This window comes from Sphingobacterium lactis (assembly GCF_011046555.1).
GTDB lineage: Bacteria > Bacteroidota > Bacteroidia > Sphingobacteriales > Sphingobacteriaceae > Sphingobacterium > Sphingobacterium lactis.
This window is the reverse complement of the sequence record NZ_CP049246.1, coordinates 1,729,421-1,746,028: the sequence shown is the minus strand read 5'-3', so window position 1 is coordinate 1,746,028 and position 16,608 is coordinate 1,729,421. Positions and strand designations below refer to the sequence as shown.

The window sequence follows — 16,608 nt, the reverse complement described above, 5'->3', positions numbered from 1 at the left end:
CCCGAATTTGTAGGTTACCTAAGATAACTTAATTTTTCGAACTTTTAAAAGATTCGGTCAAAAAAATGAAAAGCATTATCCTTAAACAACAGCCACTTAACGCATTGAATTCTTTCGGAATCCAAGCGACGGCCCAAAAGTACGTAAAAGTTGAAGACGAAAGCATGCTTTCCAGCCTTTACGAGGACAAAGCCTTTGATTCCGAATTTTTTATTCTGGGTGGTGGTAGTAATGTCCTGTTTACCAAGGATTACCCGGGACTCATTGTGCACATGGCCAGTAAAGGCATCCAACATTTCATTGAGGGCAATCAGGTTTTCGTGACTGCTGAAGCAGGTGAAGTGTGGAACGACCTGGTATGGTACTGCATCGATCATGATTTCGCAGGCTTGGAAAACATGGCCCTGATCCCAGGGACAGTCGGCGCATCCCCTATCCAAAATATTGGTGCGTATGGCCAGGAGCTGATGCACATTTTCTACTCTTGTCGCGCATTTGATACCCAAACCGGTGAGTTCGTAACCTTCAACAATACCGAATGTCAATTCTCCTACCGGGACAGTATTTTCAAGCGTGAATATAAGGGCAGGTTCATCATCTGTAGCGTGACTTACAAACTGGACCTGTTCGGAAAAGTAAACACTAGTTACGGAGCGATTGAGGGTGAGTTGGCCAAGCGTGGAATCACGGAACCGACCATTCGTGATGTCGCCGAAGTGGTATCATTTATCCGTGTGGAAAAATTACCCGACCCCTCAACCATCGGAAACGCAGGTAGTTTCTTCAAGAACCCCATCATCAGCGCAGCGGAATTCCAAAAAATCGCAGCTGAACACCCTGAAATCGTACATTATCCCCTTCCGGATGGGCGTGAAAAATTAGCAGCCGGCTGGCTGATCGAAAAGTGTGGTTGGAAAGGTAAAGCTGTGGGTGAAGTAGCCGTCTGGAAAAATCAGGCTTTGGTGCTCACCAACAAAGGAAATGCCTCAGGGAATGCTATTTACGAAGTATCGTCTACTATTGTGGACGATGTGCGTACAATGTTTGGGGTACTTTTGGAACGCGAGGTAAACATCCTTTAAAAGTTTTCCACATTTTCGCCAACCGTTTATTTTTTTATTATAAAACAATAATTCCCTTTTTATTGACTTTCAACGCAGAAATTAAATTCTTTGCGCCTTACTTTTAACGAAAATCGGTAATTTTTTCTTATCGAATTCCACAATATTGTTTATTTCCAGCACAACTCTTGCATAAAATTGAACATATAGCATAATAATTCTTTCGATTGTTATCGCTTCTTTCAGAAGATCTGAAAAATCATTAACGAAACATTTAACTATACTATAATCGCTAATTGTATGAACAAGATCGAATTTAACCACATGGTCGTAAAACATTCGGAGTCGTTAAGAAGTTACGCAAGGAACTTTACCCGCGACAATGATGATGCCAACGACCTGGTACAGGACACCCTGCTTAAGGCTGTCACGTACTTCAAGAACTTTAGAGACGGCACAAACCTAAAAGGATGGTTGTACACCATTATGAAAAACACCTTCATCAACAATTACCGTCGCGTAGTCAAAACAAATTCCTTCATCACTAAGGAAGAAGAAATTTCTCAAACTAACTTGGTCGTATCCGCAACCAAGAACAATGGTGAAGACAAATTTATCATGGAAGATATCAACCACGCGCTATCCAAGCTTTCGGATGAATATTATGTTCCATTTACCATGTATTTTGAGGGGTACAAATACCATGAAATTTCGGAGCATCTCCAAATCCCGATCGGCACGGTAAAAACACGTATCCACGTGGCAAGAAAATCAATGAAGAAGACGTTGACTGCCTACAAGTTCAAGGAGAACTAGTCGTTATTTAAATCACACTGACGGTGGATCAGGGAATGGATCCCATATAACCCTTCCTTCACAAACCGACAATCACAAATAAGCAAATTCGAGATAAGCTTATTCGCTTATCTCGAATTTTGATAGTTTTACAAAGGCCTGTATACGGTCAGAAATCTCTTCTTTTGTTAAGTTCTGCAAGCGTTCTGTACCGAATTTCTCTACACAGAATGAAGCCAAGGCAGATCCGAAGATCAATGCATTTTTCATATTGGTAAAGTTTACGGATTGCAATTTCGCAAGGTATCCGATGAAACCACCTGCGAAGGAATCCCCTGCCCCAGTTGGATCGAATACATCCGCCAATGGCAATGCCGGTGCTGAGAATACCTGTCCCTCACCGAACAATAAAGCACCGTGCTCACCTTTTTTAATGATTAGGTATGCCGGCCCCATCTGAAGGATCTTTTCCGCTGCTTTCACCAAGGAATATTCTCCTGACAACTGACGTGCTTCCGCATCGTTGATCGTCAAGACGTCCACTTTCTTAAGCACTTCACGCAATTCGTCCATCGCTACATCCATCCAGAAATTCATGGTATCCAGAACGACCAATTTAGGCTTGTTCTCCAAACGTTCCAAAGTTGCCATCTGAACCGCTGGTGTCAGGTTACCCAACAACAGGTATTCGCAATCTTGGTAGGACGCTGGAACCTTAGGATCAAAATCCGCCAATACATTCAGCTCGGTTACCAAGGTATCGCGGCTGTTCATGTCATTGTGGTACTTTCCGGACCAGAAGAAAGATTTCCCGCCAGGAATAATCTCGACACCTTCCACATCAATGCCTTTGGAGGTCAGGATGTTCAGGTTCTCATCACCAAAATCCTCTCCAATTACGGAGATCAATTTAACTTCAGGATATAGATAGGATGCCGCCAAACCAGCGAATGTCGCTGCACCACCTACGATTTTGTCGGTCTTGCCAAAAGGAGTTTCAATGGCATCGAATGCAACTGTTCCAACGATTACTAAACTCATGGATTCAAATATTATATAAAAAAAATGCCGGCTATTGCCGGCTTGTTTTAATCTTGCTCCTGAAGCTGGGCTCGAACCAGCGACCCTCTGATTAACAGTCAGATGCTCTAACCAACTGAGCTATTCAGGAATTCAATAGATGAGATAGCCTCATCTTGAAAGTGGTACAAAAATAGAGTTTTAATATGTAATCCGCAAAAAAATATTGAAATTTTTAATGCTACACAGCCAATATTTCCGTAACCGGTTAATTTTCAATAAAATTACCTCATCTATTGATTTTTCTTAAATATACCTGTTGATGAGATTCTCGAGGAATTCCTGTTTTCCACTGCGGATTTCAGGCTCCCCCTGGGCGATGGCGTAGTCGCGCAGATCCGTCAGGGACAGTTTTCCACTTTCGTATTCCGCACCTTTTCCGGAATCAAAACTCGCATAGCGATCCGCACGGATCTTGCGGTAATCGGAATGTTCCAAGATATTGTCCGCAATGACCAAGGCCCTCGCAAAGGCATCCATGGCGCCTATATGTGCATAGAATAGATCTTCCGGATCGGTGGAATTCCGACGGATCTTGGCGTCGAAATTCACGCCTCCACCCTGCAGGCCACCGGCCTCCAGAATGATCAACATGGACTCCGTCAATTCGTTCAGGTCATTCGGAAACTGATCCGTATCCCAACCGTTCTGATAATCTCCGCGATTGGCATCAATGGACCCCAACAGCCCAGCATCCGCAGCGACCTGCAGCTCATGCTGGAAGGTATGTCCGGCCAAAGTCGCATGGTTCACTTCAATATTCAGTTTGAAGTCCTCCAGCAGGTCGTATTGACGCAGGAAGGAAATCACTGTTGCTGCGTCATAATCGTATTGGTGCTTGGTCGGTTCGCAGGGTTTCGGCTCGATAAAGAAGGTGCCTTTGAACCCCTGCCCCCGGGCGTAGTCTTTCGCTGTGTGCAGAAAACGGGCTAGATGCTCCTGCTCACGTTTCATATCTGTATTCAAAAGGGTCATATAACCTTCCCTACCGCCCCAAAAGACATAGTTCTCACCCTTTAGCGCGATCGTCGCATCCAGAGCCGCCTTTACCTGCGCACCGGCATGCGCCAGTACGTGGAAGTCCGGATTCGTGGAGGCTCCATTCATATAGCGTTGATGGCTGAAGAGGTTCGCTGTCCCCCAGAGCAACTTGATGCCGCTGGCGGATTGCTTCTCCTTGGCATATTCAACGATCTCACCCAAATGGGTGTCATTGGCTTTAATATCATTTCCGTAGTCCACCAGATCCACATCATGGAAGCAATAATAAGGCAGCCCCAATTTGGTCATAAACTCAAAGGCTGCATCCATTTTATCCTTCGCCCTACCTATGGTATCGGCTTTCTTATCCCAGGGAAACACATGCGTCGGTCCTCCGAAGGGATCCGACCCGTCGCCGTTGAAGGAATGCCAATAGGCACAGGCAAACTTGAAATGTTCTGCCATTGTCTTTCCGCCGATCTTCCTATTCGCATCGTACCAACGAAATGCTAACGGATTATCCGATTCAACCCCTTCAAACTTTATCTGTCCGACAGTTTTAAAATACTCCTTTTCTCCTAATAGTACGTTCATATGTTAGATTGATTTAATTTCTGATTCAATGCTTGCAGCCAACTGCTGTAGAGCTCCTCATACCGCGTTGATTGCTGGGGTTCGATGGTGCCTTTCCGCTTCAGTCCTGCTACGGCCTCCCGTTTATCCCGGAAAATCCCGGCACCGATTCCGGCACCAAGGGCAGCCCCAACACTGCCATCCTGCTCATAAAGCTCAACCGCAACCTGGTTTACATCCGCAAAGGCCTGTTGGAACAGCGGGCTGAGGAACATATTGGCATGGCCCGCTTTGATGACGGTGGGATGGATATCATTCTCCCGGATGATATCCAGGCCATACCGAAACGAACAGGCAATCCCTTCCTGCACCGCTCGCCAGATATGGGCGGCACTGTGGCGCACGAAATCAAGGTTCTCCACATGCCCATGAATAGTCTTATTGTTCAGCATCCGCTCGGCACCATTCCCAAAGGGCAGCACTAAGATGCCTTCGGAGCCAACTGCGATTTGTGCAGCTTCTGCATTGATTTCGGCATAGGACCGTTCCGCACCCGTAAGTTTTCGGATCCAACTGTTCTGTATGCCGGTTCCGTTGATGCAGAGCAGCACACCGATATTCGTCTGCCCATCCGAATGCCCAACATGCGCAAAGCTGTTCACCCTGGACTCCCGATCATAGAGCAGGTGGTCGGCAACGGCATAGATTACACCCGATGTACCGGCAGTCGCCGCAACCTCACCAACATCCAGCACCCCTAGGGATAAGGCATTGTTGGGCTGGTCACCAGCTTTATAGCTAACGACAGCCTCGGAAGAAAGTCCCAATTCCTGGGCAACTTCTGGAGCAACCTTTCCGTAAACGGAAAAAACAGGTTGGATGTCCGGAACCAATTCCCGGTCGATGCCGTAATGATCCAGAAGACGATCCGATAGGCTATCCTGTTCAAAATCCCATAGGATACCTTCGGAAATCGAGCTCGGGTTGGAATTGATCTCCTGCGTCAATCGCATGCTAATAAAATCGCCCGGAAGCATAAATTTGTAGATGCGGCTATAGATTTCCGGTTCATTTTCCTTTACCCAAGCCAATTTTGAGGCTGTAAAGTTACCCGGCGAATTCAGGTGGGACTGCAAGAACCCTGCATGTTGCAGCGTTTCAAACGCTGTATTCCCGATCTCAACAGCCCTGCTGTCGCACCAAATAATGGCGTTTCGCAGTGGCTGCAGCGCACGATCCACCAGTACGAGCCCATGCATCTGATAGGCAATACCGATGGCCTGGATATCCTTGGGGTTATACAGTTCCTCCGCATTGGCCTTCAGTATAGCTTTCTTCGTATAAGTCCACCAGCGTTCTGGATCCTGCTCTGCCCAACCCTTTTGGACGGAGATGATCTCCGCCTCCGTTTCCGGATATTGGGCGGACGCGACTTTCGAACCTGTGGCCGAGTCGACGATGGAAACCTTGATAAATGAAGTGCCTAAATCTATTCCGAGTAGCAGCATAATAGTTTATAGTGGTTGAGTTGATGCTACAAGATAATTCATTTTTTTGGAGAAGTATGCACGCCATTCCAACAAAATCAGCTAAAAAACATGCTAAAAGAATCCTTGTGTGCTACTGGTGTAAAGCAAATCAAGTGCTAAACCTATCTCCAACCTATGTATCGCCCTTTTTTAGCTAAAACAATCGTTTGTTTACTGACTAAAACGTTTTCGTAAATATTATCGAGAAAGTTATGCCATGGCCTATAATTAATTTTCTATACTTGTGTTAAATAACCGAAAAACTTTAAACCTAACCACTGCTGATTATAAACTGAAGAATCAATTTTTAAGCAGGATTTGGTTAACAGAGAAACTTACTAGCCAAGTGCAAATTGCGATGTAACCCGCTCCATGTTGATAGGGATTTTACCGCAAAACAGGCGCTTAAAAAATGCAACCAGATGAAAAGAAAAACCATTTTACAATCGATCAGTACCCTCTCCTGTATGTTGTTGCTCGGCACGTCGGCATTTGGCCAAAAGACGGACGACAAAGGCTTCAGACCCCTATTTGATGGCAAATCCCTCCAAGGCTGGAAGGCCGTGGGTGGCGATGCGCCCTACACTATTGAAGACGGTGCAATCGTTGGTCGGATGACAAAAGGTACCCCCAATTCCTTCCTGATTACGGAAAAGGATTATGGCGATTTCATCCTGGAACTGGACGTTAAGCTGGAGGGCAACCAGACCAATTCGGGAATTCAGACCCGGAGCCATATCGATATGAACCAGAACAATGGGAAAGGTCGGGTCTATGGACGCCAGATCGACATTGATCCGGCGGCACGGGCATGGACCGGCGGCGTGTACGATGAGGCTCGCCGTGGCTGGATATACCCTTTGGAATTGAACGAAAAAGCCAAGACAGCCTATAAGCAAGAAGAATATAACCACATCCGCATTGAAGCAATCGGCAATGAGCTGCGCTCTTGGGTCAACGGCGTTCCTGCCGCTTACGTGGTGGACACGGTAGATGCATCCGGATTTATCGGCCTTCAGGTGCACAGCATTCCCGATGAACTGGATGGTAAAAAGGTTTATTTCAAAAATATCAAGATCAAAACGGAAAACCTGAAACCGAGTCCGTATAGCAAAGATCAATACATCGTTAACCTGACACCGAATGCGTTAAGTCCGAACGAAAAGGCTGCCGGCTACAAATTGCTGTTCGATGGGAAGACCACCAAAGGATGGACCGGTGTACGCGGAAATGGTTTTCCAACAAAGGGATGGGAAATCAAGGATGGCGCCATTAAGGTACAGAAATCCGATGGTGCCGAATCCACCAACGGCGGAGATATCATCACCAAAGATCAATACGCGGTATTTGATCTGTCCTTTGAGTTCAAATTGACACCGGGCGCCAATTCGGGCGTAAAATATTTCGTCACCCTGAAAGAACAGACTTCAGGTTCGGCGATCGGTCTGGAATACCAGATCTTGGACGACAAACTCCACCCCGATGCCAAACTGGGGCGGGATGGCAACAGGACCTTGGGCTCGCTCTATGACCTGATCACTTCCGAAAAACCGAATGTCTCCAAAAGAAACATCGGTGAATGGAATCGCGGCCGACTTGTTGTGGACGGCAATAACCTGGTCACGTACTACCTGAACGGTGCCAAGATCCTCAGCTATACGCGCGGGTCCAAGGAATTCCGTGATCTGGTGGCCATCAGCAAATACAAGGATTGGGATCGGTTCGGCGAAGCGGAAAAGGGGCATATCCTGCTTCAAGATCATGGCGATGAAGTATATTTCCGATCCATCAAAGTCAAGAAAACAAAGTAAAACCTAAACATAGCTATCATGAACCATTACTTATCACGCCGTAGTTTTATCAGCAGGTCCATCCTTGCCGGTGGTGCCGTACTCCTTTCGAATAGCGTACTGGGAAAGGTAAACTTAGCCGCTGCCAACGAGCGGGTCAACTTGGCCTGTGTGGGCATCGGTAACCGAGCGAACGAAATTATCAAAGAATTCTATAAAACGGGGCAGTGTAACATCGTCGCGCTGTGCGACGTGGACATGGGCGCCAAACAGACACAGGAAATCATCAAGATGTTCCCCGATGTGCCACGCTTCCAGGATTTCCGGAAGATGTTCGACGCCATGGCGAATAAGATCGATGCAGTAGTGGTCGGTACCCCCGACTTCTCCCACTTCGCCATCACCATGCTCGCGCTGGACCTTGGAAAACACGTATATGTGGAAAAACCGATGGCACGCACCTTCACCGAGGTGGACCTGATGATGCAGAAAGCCGCGAAGAACCCCAAATTGGCCACCCAAATGGGAAACCAAGGCCACAGTGAGGCCAATTATTTCCAATTCAAGGCCTGGAAGGATGCCGGTATCATCAAGGACGTCACCCGCATCGACGCACACATGAACAGCCCACGACGCTGGCATGGGTGGGATCCCAACATCAAGGGGTTCCCTTACCCTGAGCGCATTCCCGAGACCCTGGATTGGGAGATATGGCAAATGCAGACCCTTGGACACGATTACAACAAGGATTTTGTGAATGGGCAATGGCGCTGTTGGTTCGACTTTGGCATGGGTGCCTTGGGCGATTGGGGCGCGCATATTCTGGATACCGCACATGAGTTCCTGGACCTAGGGCTGCCAACGACTGTGGAAGCCGTAAAGCTGGATGGGCATAACTCCTACTTCTTCCCGATGTCCTCCACCCTGAAGTTCCATTTTCCGAAACGCCGGAACATGCCGGCCGTGGACATCAATTGGTACGATGGACTGGACAATCTACCGGAAATCCCACAGGGCTACGGTGTATCCGGACTTGACCCGAATATCCCGCCACCGAGCACGGGTAAGCTGGAAGCCGTAAAATTGAATCCCGGAAAGATCATCTATGCCAAGGACACCATTTTCAAAGGCGGTTCCCATGGCAGCACGCTGCAGATCATCCCCGAACAGAAAGCCAAGGATATGGCATCGAAACTTCCGGAGGTACCGGCAAGCCCATCGAACCATTTCGCCAACTTCCTGAACGCCTGCCGCGGTACCGAGAAAGCACGTTCGTCATTTGCCATCGCCGGTCCGCTCAGTCAAGTTTTCTGCCTCGGTGTGATCACGCAAAAACTGAACTGCAAGCTGGAATTCGATCCGAACACCAAACAGGTCACCAACCACCGTTTTGCCAACGAGATGCTCGTAGGGCCTCCACCGGCGAAAGGTTGGGAACAATATTATACCGTCTAACACACCTACTAAAACAAACAAACTCAACTCAGGGTGACCAAATGGTCACCCTTTTCTTATCCTTTTTCCTTTTGCGCACAACCAAATGCCAATTCAGCTGTTTTAAGGGAAAGGAGAATCTTATGAAAGCAATCTGGACGGGGGCCATTGGTTTTGGCCTGGTGAATATTCCCATCAAAATCTATTCGGCTACACAGAGCAGCAGCCTGGACCTCGATATGTTGGACCGCAAGGATGGCGCACGCATCAAATACAAGCGCGTCAATGAGGAGAGTGGCAAGGAGGTCGAGTGGGACAATATCGTAAAAGGATACATGCTGAAGGACAAATACGTCGTCCTGGAGGATGCCGATTTTGAGGAAGCCATGCCCGAGAAGAATAAAATGGTCAACCTGCAGACCTTCGTCAAATTGGAGGAAATCGATAGCATTTACTTTGATACCCCCTATTACCTGTTACCTCAGAAAGCAGGCGAAAAAGCGTATGCCCTCTTGTACAAAGCCCTACAGAAGAGCAAGATGGCTGGATTGGGCACCTTCGTGATGCGCAGTTCCGAGAATTTAGCCATTGTCAAGCCATCCGATAACGTATTGGTGCTCAACAAGATCAGGTTTCAGGAAGAAATTCGGGAGGTGGAGGACCCCATCAATGTCAGCGGCATCAAGATCAGTAAGGCCGAAATGGACATGGCCATGCAATTGATCAAGATGAACAGCAAGGAATTCGACATTTCTGCCTTCAAGAACGAATACAGCAGTGAGCTGCTCAAGATCATCAAGGCCAAGAGCAAGGGAAAACGGGCCACCATCCGCAAGATCAAGGTGGAGAACACAAAGGCTACGGACCTGTTGGAGAAACTGAAGGCAAGCCTCGGTTAGAAGCTCTGGATGACCTTTTTGATATCCACGGGCTTGTCCCAGATATCGGCCCAGGGATCCGGAACTTTACCGATTCGCTCCTGGATGGTCTGTATGGTAAAATCTTCCATTCGGAGGTCATGCGTGACCTCTTCCCAATCCAGGGGCGTACTGACGGTTGCCGCAGCTTTTGCCCGTAGGGAATAGGGCGCCACCACGGTCTGCCCCCTCCTATTCTGCAGGAAGTCGAGATAGATCAGTCCTTTTCGCTTCTTGGTATCCCGTACCAAGCTTGTCGTTTCGGGGTGCTGTGCATGGATAAACTCTGCAATCAACTGCACGAAATTCCGCACTATCTCATACTCGAATTTCTTGCCCACGTAAAAGAATATATGGAGCCCTGTAGATCCCGATGTCTTGATAAATGCATCGATCTTGGCCTCATCGAGAATGCCACGCGCCGTATTGGCGACATCGATCAGTTCTTCCCAGGAGGCTCCGTTCGGATCCAGATCCAATACCCCAAATTCGGGCTGTTCAATCTTCTTGAAATCCGACAGCCAAGGATGGATCTCGATCGAACCCAGGTTGGCGATATACAGCAACGTTGCCTTATCGTTGCAGATCAGGTAATCCACCTGCTTCTCGCCTTCCTGCGAAATAATGGATGTGGTTTTCAGCCAGCTGGGGATCTTTTCCGTATCCACGTCCTTATGGAAGAAACTCTTCCCATCGACGCCATCCGGAAATCGGCGCATCGATATCGGCTTATCTTTCAAGTAAGGCAGGATATAGTCCGCCATGTCTTCGTAATAGGCGAGCATTTCCCCTTTTGTGATGTTCCCATCGGGCCAGTACACTTTGTTGAGGTTTGTCAGTGCCACTTCTTTCTTACCGAATGTAAGGGTTTTCTTTTCTGCACCGGAATCCTTCGTTACCGTATCTTCAATCTTTACGTCCTTCATGTCTTTATCGGTTCTTAATGTTTTGAAAACGGGATGCCGCAGGTGGCGATCCATGGTCCATTCGGAATAGTACACCTCGCACACCAATGTCGGCGCCAACCAGGTGACGGTACGTTCGTTCGCCACGACCGTATCCGTCGAAAATGGCTTTGTCTTGCGCACCTGCTTGACCATGCGCTCGTGCAGTTCTTTCAGGCTACTTTCCGTGAAACCTGTGCCGCAGTTGCCGATATAGCGCAATTCCCCATCCAGCATGACCCCCAGTACCAACGCCCCGAAATAGGAGCGCCCGCCCTGAGGCTTTGTAAAGCCACAGATAATCGCTTCCTGGGCATTGCGCAATTTTATCTTGAGCCAGTTATCGTTGCGTTTCCCAAACTTGTAGGTACTTGAAGCCAATTTGGCTATGATCCCTTCCCAGCTGTGCTTCGCTGCAAAATCCAACAGTTCATTAGGAGGCATTTCCAAGGCCGCTACCGGCTTGAGGAATTCGGAGGCATATTTCTTCATGAGGAGTGTCAGCACTTCCTTACGTTCGTTCAGGGCAAACGTATGGAGCGGAGAACCATCCATATAGAGCAGGTCAAATACGTAGTACCGCAGATTGAATTTCATCGGGATTGGTTCTCCAGACTGCAGGTATTGGAATTGGGCCCGCTCCTGCTGGTCCTCGATGACGATCTCACCATCCAGCACCAACTGGTGCGGAATCTTTTTCAACGCCTTCACCAAGCTCGGAAATTTGCCATTCAGCGAATTTCCGTTCCTGGACACCAGTTTCACCGACCCGCCATCGATGGCCGCAAGGGCGCGGAAGCCATCAAACTTCTTTTCGTAGATCCAATCTGCCGTATCGGGAATATTTTTGCTGAGCTTGGCCAGCATGGGCAGAAGGTTATCCTCCATCTTGGCCGAACCACCCGCATCTGGTTCATCCTCATCCTGATCATCTTCCCTTACGGACTTTTTTCCGAGATGATCCTCCGCATCATAGGGCTTATCCACGCTATAGGCATCGGCATGCTTGATGAGAAGCCAGTTTTCATCCCCCTTTCCCTTCATGCGCACCAGGGCAAACTCGCCTTTCAAAATTGTTCCGTTCAGGACAAACTTGATATTGCCTTCCTCCCAGGACTTCAAAAAGGCGCGCTCATCTTTATCCTCCAGATAGCTGAACGTCCCGGAATCAAAGATCATGACCTCGCCGGCGCCGTAATTCCCCTTGGGGATAGACCCTTCAAATCCGGCATAATCCATAGGATGGTCTTCAACCTGCACCGCTAAGCGCTTATCCTTGGGGTAGAGCGACGGTCCTTTGGGGACGGCCCAACTCTTCAATGCGCCATCGATCTCCAGCCGGAAATCATAGTGCAGGCGGCGTGCCTCATGCCGCTGCACCACAAATATGGGTGCGGTGGACTTTCCGGCAACCTTCTTGCCTTTGGGCTCTCGGGTTTCCGAAAAATCTCGCTTCCGATTGTATTCTTCCAAGTTTTTCATGCTGTTTATTGAACAACCGAATACCGCAATGGTTTGTTTCCGAGGAGAGGTGGTCGGGGAAAGACAAAAACAAGAAAATCGATCGGAGCGATTTAAGGCGTTTTAAGCGACTTTGAGGAGCGGGGCGCCGAAGTGGTCGTTAAAGAGAAAAAGATGCAGCGGAGGGGATTAAAAGTGCCGGTATGGAGGTTTGGAGATGTGTTCGATTGAGGTAATATGAAGTTATAGTGAGATGTGCTAGCGAGAGGTGTGGCGCGAACCACCGGAGCGGTGGAATTCGAATGCCTACGGTAATTCTTGGGGAACCAGTCCGGCAATGCTAGCGCAAGTGTTGTACGCGGGGCAATGCGTGTTGAGTCTTTTGTGCCTAAGGCATGTTTTTCGGCACCAGTCCGCCACCGCTCAGGCCACAACAAAAGACTGGCGCCAGCGGCATGTTTTGCAGGGGCGGTTGAGGTGAGGGAGGAAACGGCGCAGATCGCGCGCCGTTTCCTCCCTCACCTCAACCTTTATTCAACATTCTAAACACGCTAGCGCAAGTGTTGTGCGCCGGGCAATTAGCAGTGGGTCACTTGCGCTCAGGCATGCGCTTATAGTTACACCCCTCTGGGGTTGCACGGTCTCTCCGATTATGTACTAAAATAGTTGCACCCCTCCGGGGTTGGATAGTGTGATAAACATTTTTTTTGTTTTTCTGGCGCAATGGGTTTGCGGATGCCTATGAAATTTTAGTGCAAAATCCTCACTCCATAAGCGGTCTGCTATCCGCCACGTAACCCCGCTAGGGGTGTCTCTAAAATAGTTGCACCCCTCCGGGGTTGGATAGCGTGATAAAAGTTCATTTTTTTGTTTTGCCAGCACAATGGATTTGCGGATGCCTATGACATTTTTTAGTCCTAAATCTCAATAATATAAAGCCGTTCTGCAATATCCATATTATATCCGCCATGCAACCCCGCTAGGGGTGTCACTATTTTAGAACCAGCCAAAATCAACCCCTACAACCCCAGAGGGGTGTAACCCACGCTACCGCAAATGTTCCGCGCGGGGCAATGAGCGGTGGGTCACTTGTGCTCAGGCATGCGCCAGTACATCACCCATTATATGACAGCACAACCGCAAATCCAGCAGTCCCCACCTAAACCACCTAATTAATCGTTTAAACGCCAAATTTAATAAACTTACAAATTCACATATATAAACCACATTATCAACCACTTAAGACAATATTAAATTTAAAAACCCGATAATAACGTTGGTACCTTGTCCGACATGAGTCCGAGGTGAGAGCGTACTGAGAGCGTGGTGAGAGCGTGCCTATAGGACGGTCTCACCACGGTAACAGCGCGGCCGCATCTCGGATGCACCTCAGACAAGGTCCAACCGTCTTTTATTTTAGTATTCTGAGTTTTGGAGGTTATGAAATCCATAGCTATATGGACCAAACGACAAAAACATCGCATGGCAAGAGCGTGTCTGCGGTTTGTATTTGATAAGAAAATCGGGGAATATTTAGAATATTGGCAAATTTCGGCCAAGACGCCAAAACAAGGATAACGTGTTAAATATAAGCATTTTAAGACGAAAAATGCAAGAAAAATTCGCCATAAAATATCGGTTTCCTACCCGAAATTCCATTTCGCGCGTACTACTGTAAATTTTCAGAAAGATCGTGCTTGGCGGTGCATTGCCGCGGGCCAGCGGGGTCACAAAAGGGCTGAAAAAGAAAAAAGCTCAGCGTAATGCTGAGCTTTTTGTTGCTCCTGAAGCTGGGCTCGAACCAGCGACCCTCTGATTAACAGTCAGATGCTCTAACCAACTGAGCTATTCAGGAGTTTAAACCGTCCCTTTCGTTTTCGGTGATGCAATTATCGGAAGATTCACCGAGAAGTGCAAATATTTTTAAGCGTTTTTTCGCAAGTTATTCAGAACCAATTAGAATAATTAGTACATGATATCCTGGAGGATGTAGGTTGCGAAGCTGAAGTAAATTACTAAGCCTGTTACGTCCACCAATGTGGATACGAATGGTGCAGATGAACTTGCCGGGTCCGCACCGAAGCGCCGAAGGATGAAGGGCAGCATGGAGCCGACCAAGGATCCCCAGAGCACGACTCCCACCAGGGAGCAGCCGATCGCCAGACCGTACAGCGGCCAGTCGGCACCGTAGGTCGATTGGATCGCTTCCTCAGCTCCGATCCGGAAGAACCCAAGAAGCCCGAGGATAATTCCGAGCAAGGTTCCGGAAAGAAACTCACGTCGCATGACCAACCACCAATCGCGCAGGGTCACCTCACCCATGGCCATGGCCTGGATGATCAGGGTCGATGCCTGCGAACCGGAGTTACCCCCGCTGGACATGATGACCGGCATGAGCAGGACAAGGATGGTCGTTAGGCGAGCTTCGTAATGTTGGAGCACGTTGAAGGTCAAGAGCTGTCCGAGGAAAAGGACGATCAACCAACCGGCGCGTTTTTTCACGAGGTGGAAAATCGACACATCCAGGTACGGCTCATCCAAGGCCTCTGTACCCCCGAAGCGCTGCATGTCTTCGGTATACTCTTCGTTGGCTACCCAGAGGATATCATCGATCGTCACGATCCCCAACATGATGTCCTGTTCGTCCACCACCGGGAGCGCGACACGGTTGTTCATCCGGAAGATGTTCACCGCTTCCTCCTGCGGGTCGTTGGCGCGGAGAGAGATCAGCCGGTTGTCGATCAGGTCGGAGACCACGGCCTCCGGATCCGCGATCACGATGTCCTTGATCCGAACGTCATCGATCAGCTTACCATCGGCATCGATAACATAGAGCACATCGATCGTCTCGGATGCCGAACCATAGCGACGGATGTGATCCAACACCCTTGGCATCGTCCAGTGTTCTTTCACGGTGATGTAGTCGGGCGTCATCAGACGACCGACCGAATCTTCGGGATAGCCCAACAGCGAAAGTGCCTCTTTCCGCTCCTCCGGAGTCAGGAGAATAATGAGCCTTTTTACGACATCACCAGTCAGCTCCGAGAAGAAGGAGGTACGGTCATCCGGAGGCATCTCATTCAAGAGCTCTCGGATTAAATTCGCCGGTAATTTTTTGAAGATTCTTTCTTGGGTGGGGAAGTCCAAAATACGGAAAACATTAACCGCTCTTTTGAGACTTAAGGTTTCTAAAAATAGAGGACCGTATTCGGGTAACTCATCGATCAATTCCTCGACATCCGAAATATTCAGTTCGTTCAAATAATCCGCAAGCTCGGTCTGATCACCACGTTCAATCAACTGCTCTACATGAGCAACAAGCATTGCTAATTCTTCCATACGCCTCCTTTATTTTTGTAATCCTACATGGGTCCGAAAATCGTTTGTGCAAAAGTCGTTTTTTTTAACCGGATAATATAATTAAATTTTAACGACCCCTTGGTCACCACGACTACACCAAAAACAACAGCGGCAACCAATAAGAAAAACATGCCACAATGACAGCTAAATAAACGAACACAAAACCCACGTCCATTCCCTCATTTGGAGTCAAGAAATACAAAACCCAGAACATCCCATTCGACAAAAGAAAAATCCGACCAATTTTTTGCCGCGCCACCAAAATCAAAATCTGGGCAAGGCTGCAGTAATTTAATTCGACCTATTCAGTAGGCTATTTTCAAAATTCCAATTCACCGTTAACGCTGACCCTTACACCACACAGAAAAATCTTGTATATTCTAACTATTTAACATACATTTACAACACAAATCAAGAGCAGCTATTTTATTCACAATCACGGGATAAAACAAGCATATTAACCGTAAAATCAACAGAAAATAACAAATTTATAAAACAATATATGAATCTATTTTTCAATATTTTACAAAATATAAATGAATTTAAAATTCACAAAAAATACGCTATTTTTACTAAAATATTTAGCAAATGAGGTTTTTAAGGTTTTTTACACGTCATAAACAATTATTTATCAGTATTTTATGTGTTTTTATATCAATAATAAATATACAACATACAAAATC

10 protein-coding genes and 2 tRNA genes are annotated in these 16,608 nt (G+C 47.6%); 5 read left to right on the top strand and 7 right to left on the bottom strand.

The features are described 5' to 3' along the window. Positions 1–65: 65 nt before the first annotated feature. Positions 66–1,082 carry a UDP-N-acetylmuramate dehydrogenase gene (gene murB, locus G6N79_RS07535; protein ID WP_103907055.1) on the top strand — a complete coding sequence of 339 codons (1,017 nt, stop codon included), beginning with the start codon at positions 66–68 and terminating at the stop codon, positions 1,080–1,082. Between the two features lie 279 nt (positions 1,083–1,361). Further along, on the top strand, positions 1,362–1,877 hold the full coding sequence (locus tag G6N79_RS07530) for an RNA polymerase sigma factor (RefSeq protein WP_103907053.1): 516 nt from the start codon (positions 1,362–1,364) through the stop codon (positions 1,875–1,877). A gap of 99 nt (positions 1,878–1,976) precedes the next feature. Here the strand turns inward: G6N79_RS07530 and G6N79_RS07525 are convergent, their stop codons facing one another. The 4 genes from G6N79_RS07525 to G6N79_RS07510 form a co-directional block, all read right to left on the bottom strand. Continuing rightward, complete coding sequence (locus tag G6N79_RS07525) at positions 1,977–2,897, bottom strand: PfkB family carbohydrate kinase (protein ID WP_103907052.1); 921 nt, start codon at positions 2,895–2,897, stop codon at positions 1,977–1,979. 56 nt (positions 2,898–2,953) lie between these two features. Then, a tRNA-Asn gene (locus G6N79_RS07520) sits at positions 2,954–3,027 on the bottom strand. 155 nt (positions 3,028–3,182) lie between these two features. Further along, entirely contained in the window at positions 3,183–4,511 is a 1,329-nt protein-coding gene (gene xylA / locus G6N79_RS07515; protein ID WP_103907051.1) for a xylose isomerase, read from the bottom strand. After that, positions 4,508–5,998: a xylulokinase gene (locus G6N79_RS07510; RefSeq protein ID WP_103907050.1), complete on the bottom strand. Its 1,491-nt coding sequence runs from the start codon at positions 5,996–5,998 to the stop codon at positions 4,508–4,510. The genes xylA and G6N79_RS07510 overlap by 4 nt, the downstream gene beginning before the upstream one ends. Before the next feature lie 443 nt (positions 5,999–6,441). Here G6N79_RS07510 and G6N79_RS07505 point away from each other — a divergent pair, with 443 nt between their 5' ends. The 3 genes from G6N79_RS07505 to ku all read left to right on the top strand — a co-directional run bounded on the left by G6N79_RS07505 (position 6,442) and on the right by ku (position 10,142). Next, entirely contained in the window at positions 6,442–7,830 is a 1,389-nt protein-coding gene (locus G6N79_RS07505) for a 3-keto-disaccharide hydrolase (protein WP_103907049.1), read from the top strand. An 18-nt stretch (positions 7,831–7,848) separates the two neighbouring features. Continuing rightward, positions 7,849–9,264, top strand: a complete 1,416-nt coding sequence (locus G6N79_RS07500) for a Gfo/Idh/MocA family protein (protein WP_103907048.1) — start codon at positions 7,849–7,851, stop codon at positions 9,262–9,264. A 122-nt stretch (positions 9,265–9,386) separates the two neighbouring features. Continuing rightward, positions 9,387–10,142 (top strand): non-homologous end joining protein Ku, encoded by a 756-nt coding sequence (gene ku, locus G6N79_RS07495; RefSeq protein ID WP_103907047.1) that lies wholly within the window; start codon positions 9,387–9,389, stop codon positions 10,140–10,142. Here the strand turns inward: ku and ligD are convergent. The 3 genes from ligD to mgtE all read right to left on the bottom strand — a co-directional run bounded on the left by ligD (position 10,139) and on the right by mgtE (position 15,904). Next, positions 10,139–12,586 (bottom strand): DNA ligase D, encoded by a 2,448-nt coding sequence (gene ligD, locus G6N79_RS07490; protein ID WP_103907046.1) that lies wholly within the window; start codon positions 12,584–12,586, stop codon positions 10,139–10,141. The two genes, ku and ligD, sit on opposite strands and share 4 nt — an antisense overlap. Before the next feature lie 1,760 nt (positions 12,587–14,346). Further along, positions 14,347–14,420, bottom strand: a tRNA-Asn gene (locus tag G6N79_RS07485). Between the two features lie 110 nt (positions 14,421–14,530). Then, positions 14,531–15,904 (bottom strand): magnesium transporter, encoded by a 1,374-nt coding sequence (gene mgtE / locus G6N79_RS07480; RefSeq protein WP_103907045.1) that lies wholly within the window; start codon positions 15,902–15,904, stop codon positions 14,531–14,533. Positions 15,905–16,608 lie beyond the last annotated feature (704 nt).

Bases quoted from the DNA above. Each gene is read 5' to 3' on its own strand.
- G6N79_RS07500 (WP_103907048.1), top strand. From the start codon at position 7,849: ATGAACCATTACTTATCACGCCGTAGTTTTATCAGCAGGTCCATCCTT.
- ligD (WP_103907046.1), bottom strand. From the start codon at position 12,586: ATGAAAAACTTGGAAGAATACAATCGGAAGCGAGATTTTTCGGAAACC.
- G6N79_RS07530 (WP_103907053.1), top strand. From the start codon at position 1,362: ATGAACAAGATCGAATTTAACCACATGGTCGTAAAACATTCGGAGTCG.
- G6N79_RS07525 (WP_103907052.1), bottom strand. From the start codon at position 2,897: ATGAGTTTAGTAATCGTTGGAACAGTTGCATTCGATGCCATTGAAACT.
- G6N79_RS07510 (WP_103907050.1), bottom strand. From the start codon at position 5,998: ATGCTGCTACTCGGAATAGATTTAGGCACTTCATTTATCAAGGTTTCC.
- murB (WP_103907055.1), top strand. From the start codon at position 66: ATGAAAAGCATTATCCTTAAACAACAGCCACTTAACGCATTGAATTCT.
- mgtE (WP_103907045.1), bottom strand. From the start codon at position 15,904: ATGGAAGAATTAGCAATGCTTGTTGCTCATGTAGAGCAGTTGATTGAA.
- ku (WP_103907047.1), top strand. From the start codon at position 9,387: ATGAAAGCAATCTGGACGGGGGCCATTGGTTTTGGCCTGGTGAATATT.
- G6N79_RS07505 (WP_103907049.1), top strand. From the start codon at position 6,442: ATGAAAAGAAAAACCATTTTACAATCGATCAGTACCCTCTCCTGTATG.
- xylA (WP_103907051.1), bottom strand. From the start codon at position 4,511: ATGAACGTACTATTAGGAGAAAAGGAGTATTTTAAAACTGTCGGACAG.